Source organism: Oceanobacillus aidingensis (assembly GCF_042654105.1).
Classification (GTDB): domain Bacteria; phylum Bacillota; class Bacilli; order Bacillales; family Amphibacillaceae; genus Oceanobacillus; species Oceanobacillus oncorhynchi.
In genome coordinates this window covers 1-1,304 of record NZ_JBHSFT010000025.1, presented here as the reverse complement: position 1 = coordinate 1,304, position 1,304 = coordinate 1, and the positions used below count along the sequence as shown (strand labels likewise).

Below are 1,304 nucleotides of genomic sequence, written 5' to 3'. Positions count from 1 at the left end.
TATAATGGACCCAAGAATCTAGACACGAAAAAAGGAGATGTTAAGGTAGGTATATGAAACGAAAAAGATATACAGCCGAATTTAAATCACAAATCGTGTTAGAAGTCTTGAAGGAAGAAAAATCTATGAGCCAAATTGCATCGGAACACGGGATCCATGTGAACCAGATTCATAAATGGAAGACACAGTTCCTGCAAGATATGCCTCAAATCTTTGAGAAACAAAACAAAGACTTGGAAAAAATGAAGGCCGAACATGAAGCACAGGTGGAAAACTTGTATGCCGAAGTCGGGAAACTAACCACGCAATTGTCGTGGCTCAAAAAAAAATCTGGCATCCACCATGACTAAGAAAGAACGCATGGAATTGGTGGACTGGAACGATGCAGAACTATCTATCTCAGAACAGGCTAAATTGCTTGGAATCAATCGTTCCAGTCTTTACTACAAGCCAGTGCTGCCATCAGCCGAAGAAGTGGCCGTGAAGCATCGTATTGATGAGATTTACACCCAATTTCCGTTCTTCGGTTCACGCAGGATTACCCAATTATTAAACCAGGAAGGAGTGAAAATTAATCGTAAAAGAGTACAGCGTCATATGCGTGAGATGGGCATTCAAGCCATCTATCCTGGTCCAAATTTGAGTAAACGCAATCTGCAGCATCGTATTTATCCTTATCTGTTGAAAGGAGTGAATATCAGCCGCCCCAACCAAGTTTGGAGTATTGATATTACGTATATTCGTCTGCATCATAGCTGGATGTATTTAACAGCCATTATAGATTGGTATTCCCGTTATATTATTAGTTGGGAATTGGATCAGACGCTGGAAATGGACTTTGTCCTACAAACTGTCCAACAGGCATTCAAGGTGAACACGCCTGAGATATTTAATAGTGATCAAGGCAGCCACTTTACAAGTCCGAAATATATTCATCTTTTAAAGGAACATCCATCCATACAAATCAGTATGGACGCAAAAGGACGGGCGTTGGACAATATCATGATTGAACGCTTTTGGAGAAGCTTGAAGTATGAGGAAGTCTACTTAAAAGACTATGATATTCCAAGACAAGCAAGAAGCAATATCAACAATTACATGAATTTTTATAATCATGAACGTCCACACCAATCGTTGGATTATCAGACACCAGCTTCAATTTATTTTCATTAGATAGCCATTATCCCATCTTGAGCGATTATCTTTCCTGAGCCAGAGCCTGGTCAGTAAGATGGGATAAGGATAAAATAATGGACCCACCTAATTTTTATAAAATTGGTGTCTTGACAATGGGGTCCACTTTA

At 39.6% G+C, this 1,304-nt stretch carries 1 protein-coding gene; it reads left to right on the top strand.

Annotated elements, in window-relative coordinates:
- Positions 1 to 53: 53 nt before the first annotated feature.
- Positions 54 to 1,173, top strand: a protein-coding gene (locus ACFO3P_RS14525; RefSeq protein WP_379542471.1) for an IS3 family transposase whose coding sequence is annotated in 2 segments (ribosomal slippage) — positions 54 to 322 and positions 321 to 1,173 — 1,122 coding nt in all. Because the reading frame shifts where the segments join, the coding sequence is not laid out codon by codon here.
- Positions 1,174 to 1,304 lie beyond the last annotated feature (131 nt).